The 3,964-nt window shown below is 65.8% G+C and carries 4 protein-coding genes; 3 read left to right on the top strand and 1 reads right to left on the bottom strand.

The genetic code is table 11. From position 1 onward, the window contains the following. The 3 genes from I71_RS31400 to I71_RS31390 all read left to right on the top strand — a co-directional run. Positions 1-838: sensor histidine kinase (locus I71_RS31400; RefSeq protein WP_042703582.1), on the top strand; the 838-nt coding region annotated here is incomplete at its 5' end. 52 nt (positions 839-890) lie between these two features. Next, positions 891-2,636 carry a PAS-domain containing protein gene (locus tag I71_RS31395; RefSeq protein ID WP_042703580.1) on the top strand — a complete coding sequence of 582 codons (1,746 nt, stop codon included), beginning with the start codon at positions 891-893 and terminating at the stop codon, positions 2,634-2,636. After that, the gene (locus tag I71_RS31390; RefSeq protein WP_042703578.1) at positions 2,608-3,003 is read left to right on the top strand and encodes a response regulator; all 396 of its coding nucleotides are present in this window, start codon (positions 2,608-2,610) and stop codon (positions 3,001-3,003) included. The genes I71_RS31395 and I71_RS31390 overlap by 29 nt, the downstream gene beginning before the upstream one ends. Positions 3,004-3,089: 86 nt before the next feature. Here I71_RS31390 and moeB read toward each other — a convergent pair. Then, positions 3,090-3,964: molybdopterin-synthase adenylyltransferase MoeB (gene moeB / locus I71_RS31385; RefSeq protein WP_042703576.1), on the bottom strand; the 875-nt coding region annotated here is incomplete at its 5' end.

The following is a 3,964-nucleotide window of genomic DNA, read 5'->3' as shown; positions in this document are numbered from 1 at the left end:
AGAGGCGCTGGCCGACCTGAGGCGTATGCAGTCCCACCTGATCCGGGCGGAGAAGATGGCGGTGATCGCCCAGCTGATCGCCGCGGTCGCCCACGAGATCAACACCCCCGTCGGCATCGCACTGACCGCCGCGACCCATCTGCAGACGGCGTCGGAGGCGATCATCATGACCTTCAAGGGCGGCCAGCTGCGCAAGAGCGACTTTCAGGACTATGTCGGCACCGCCAGCGAGGTCTCCACCCTGCTGGTCGCCAACATCGAGCGCGCCGCCGCGCTGATCCAGAGCCTGAAGCTGGTGACGGAGGGCAAGGCCAGCTCCCCGCGCAGCCGCGTCGGCCTGCGCGACTATCTGTCGGACATTGTGCTGGCGGTGCAGGTGCAGCCAGCCGCCGCAGGGCATGAGCTGGCGCTGGAATGCCCGGACGGGCTGGCGCTCGACACCTATCCCGGTGCGCTGACCGAGGTGCTGCTCGCCCTGCTGACCAACGCCTTCGCCCATGCCTTCGAGACGGTTCCGGTCGCCGCAGCAGGCGGCGACGGCGAGATGCTGGAGGACAGCGTCCGCCGTCCGGGCAGGGTCACCGTTTCGGTGCGGATGCTGGGCGAGGACCGGGTGGAACTGCGCGTGTCCGACAACGGCCGCGGCATCCCCATCGACATCCAGCCGCGGCTGTTCCAACCCTTCACCACCACCCGCCGTGGCGCCGGCAGCATGGGGCTGGGGCTCTATGCCGTCTTCAACCTGGTGACCGGCAAGCTGGGCGGCGAGATCGACATCGACAGCGAACCCGGCCGCGGCACCTGCGTGATCCTCCGGCTGCCGCTGGACGCGCCCTGACCGTTCCGGATCGGTTGCGGCTTCCTACCGACGACATCTTCGGGATTCTTTCATGGACGACAAAGCCGACCTGCTGCGAGCCCTGCCCCCGCTGTCGTCCTATTGCCCGGAGGAGTCGGTCGCAGCCTCGCTGGAGCGGGCACAGCTCTACCATGATCAGCTGGTCGCGGCGATGCCGGGGCTGATCGTCCATCGCAACGGCGCGATCCTCCATTGCAGCGGCACGCTCGCCCGCCTGCTGGGCTACGATTCGGCCGCGCAGGTCATGGACCTGCCCGACATCATGGCGCTGGTTCCGGAAGACGCAAGGATGGCGGAGCGACACGCCTATACGCGGTGCCTGGAGGGTCCGACCCGGTCGCTGGCCCGCCGGATCAAGCGCCATCGCGCCGACACCAGCATCCAGTGGTTCGATCAGCTGCTTGAACCGGTGGATTGGGGCGGCACACCCGCGGTGATGGAGATGCTGACCCAGATGCGCCCCGAGGCCGCCAATGCCGAGATCCCGCATCAGGGGCAATTGCTTCAGGCGGCCATCGACGCCATGCCGAACGGCGTGCTGATGCTGGATCGCGACCTGCGGCTGGAAGGCGCCAACAGCGAATATTTCCGGCTGTGGGACTATCCGCCCGGCATGTTCCCGCCCGGAACCCCGGTGGCGGAGACCCTCTATTACAACCACCGGCGCGGCGATTACGGCGACGTGCCCTGCGAAGAGACCGTGGCGGAGCTGTGCACCCGCTTCCTGGTCAAGGGCGTCATCAATTCGGAACGACAAGTGCCCTCCAACGGCCGCATCCTGGACATCCGCACCGCGCCGCGTGCGGACGGCGGCTACGTCATCACCCAAAACGACATCACCGACCGCAAGCGCATCGAGGACGAACTGCGGGAGGCCAAGGAGCGCGCCGAGGCGATCCTGGCGGAACTGCGCGAAACACAGCAGCAATTGATCGTGCAGGAGAAGATGGCCTCGCTCGGCCAGCTGACCGCCGGCATCGCGCATGAGCTGAAGAACCCGCTGAACTTCGTCAATAATTTCGCCGAACTGTCCGGCGAGTTGCTGGACGAGCTGCTGGCCCTGCTGGAGCCCTTGAACGGCCATCTGGACGATGCGACCCGCGCCGACGTCGACGATCTGGTCGACAGCCTGCAAAGCAACCTGCGCAAGATCGCTGACCATGGCCGCCGCGCCGACAACATCGTCAAGAGCATGCTGGCCCATTCGCGCGGCGGCGGCGGCGAATGGCAGACCACCGGCCTGAACGCCCTGGTGGAGGAAGCGCTGACCCTCTCCTACCATGCCGTCCGTTCCCAGGACCGCAGCTTCAACGCCACACTGGAGCGTCGATTCGAGCCTGCGGTGGGCGAGGTGAAGCTGGTGCCGCAGGACATCTCGCGCGTGCTGGTCAATCTGTTCACCAACAGCTTTTATGCCGTCCGCAAACGCCAGTTGACCTGCGGCGACTCCAGCTATGAACCGACGCTGACGGTCACAACCAGCACAAGAGGAGCCGATGTCTCCATAAGAATTCGCGACAATGGAGTCGGCATGCCTCCCGCAGTGATCGAAAAGTTGTTCACACCCTTCTTCACCACAAAACCGACCGGCGAAGGAACCGGGTTAGGTCTTTCACTCAGCTATGACATCGTGGTACATCAACACAGGGGCCGTTTCGACGTATCCAGCGTCGAAAACGAGCATGCCGAGTTTACGATCACGCTGCCACGATCCGTGACGGCCATGTCGCTAGGGGGCGCCGAAAGACATGACCTTGGGAATCCTCGTCGTGGATGACGAACCGGATATCGAGGATTTGTTCCGCCAGCGTTTTCGCGCTGAATTGCGTCGTGGTGAATTGGCACTTCACTTCGCCTCTTCTGGCGAAGAAGCTCTCGATAGCTTGAGCAGCGGCCTGCAACCGGAAGCTGTTCTTGTCCTTAGCGATATTAATATGCCGGGGATGAGCGGCCTGGACTTCCTGCAGCGCCTTCGTGTGGACGCTCCGCATGTTCCGGTCATCATGGTCACCGCCTATGGCGACAGCGAGAACCGCCGCCGCGCCCTGGACATCGGCGCGACCGAGCTGGTGACCAAGCCCGTCGATTTCGCCGCCCTGAAGAAGCTGGTGCAGAGCGTCATCCTCCAGAAGACGGCCGCCTGACCTCTTTCCCCTGCCATCCCCTGCCATCCCCTGCCAGGCACCCGGTTCGACTGCAGAACAGGGAAGGGGCACATCGCTGTTTTCGATCACACCCCGCAGACCGCCGCGATGTCGTTCAATTCCGGCCGCGCACCCGCCGAACAGGAGGGGCAGTCGGGATCGACCGGAACCGCGATCTCGTTGAACTCGCCGCGCAGCCCGTCATAGAGCAGCAGCCGGCCGGCCAGCGGTTCGCCGAGGCCGAGCAACAGCTTGATGGTTTCCGCCGCCATGATGGTGCCGATCACGCCGGGAAGCACGCCCAGCACACCGGCCTCCGCGCAGGACGGGGCATATTCGGCCGGCGGCGGCTCCGGAAACAGGCAGCGGTAGCAGGGACGCACACCCGGTGCCGCGCCGCCGAACACCGACACCTGCCCTTCGAATCGGAAGATGGCGCCATAGACGTTCGGCACGCCCAGCCGCAGGCAGGCGTCGTTGACCAGATAGCGCGTCGGCAGATTGTCCGACCCGTCGACCACGACATCGTGCCCGGCCAGCAGGTCCAGCACATTGGCGGCCTCCAGCCGCGTGTCGTGCGAGACCACCTCGATCGTCGGGTTGAGGTCGAGCAGGGCGGCACGGCCGCTCTCCACCTTGCGCTGGCCCAGCCGGCTTTCGGCATGCAGGATCTGGCGCTGGAGATTGCTGCGCTCCACCCGGTCGTCGTCGATCAGGGTCAGACGCCCCACCCCGGCAGCGGCGAGGTAAAGCGCGATCGGCGACCCCAGCCCACCGGCCCCGATCAGGGCGACGCGGCTGCGAAGAAGCCTGTGCTGGCCGGCCTCCCCCACCTCCGGCATGGTCAGGTGACGGCGGTAGCGCTCGCGCTGGGCGGCGTCGAGCTGCGGCGGCACATCCACCGGCAGACCGGCAGCCTTCCAGGCGGAAAAGCCACCGGCGACCGACCGCACATCGGCAT

Origin of the sequence: Azospirillum sp. B506, from assembly GCF_000333595.1 — a bacterium.
Lineage (GTDB): Bacteria > Pseudomonadota > Alphaproteobacteria > Azospirillales > Azospirillaceae > Azospirillum.
Note: the sequence above shows the minus strand (reverse complement) of the source record. Positions and strands in the feature narration are given on the sequence as shown.

Bases quoted from the DNA above. Each gene is read 5' to 3' on its own strand.
- I71_RS31395 (WP_042703580.1), top strand. From the start codon at position 891: ATGGACGACAAAGCCGACCTGCTGCGAGCCCTGCCCCCGCTGTCGTCC.
- I71_RS31390 (WP_042703578.1), top strand. From the start codon at position 2,608: ATGACCTTGGGAATCCTCGTCGTGGATGACGAACCGGATATCGAGGAT.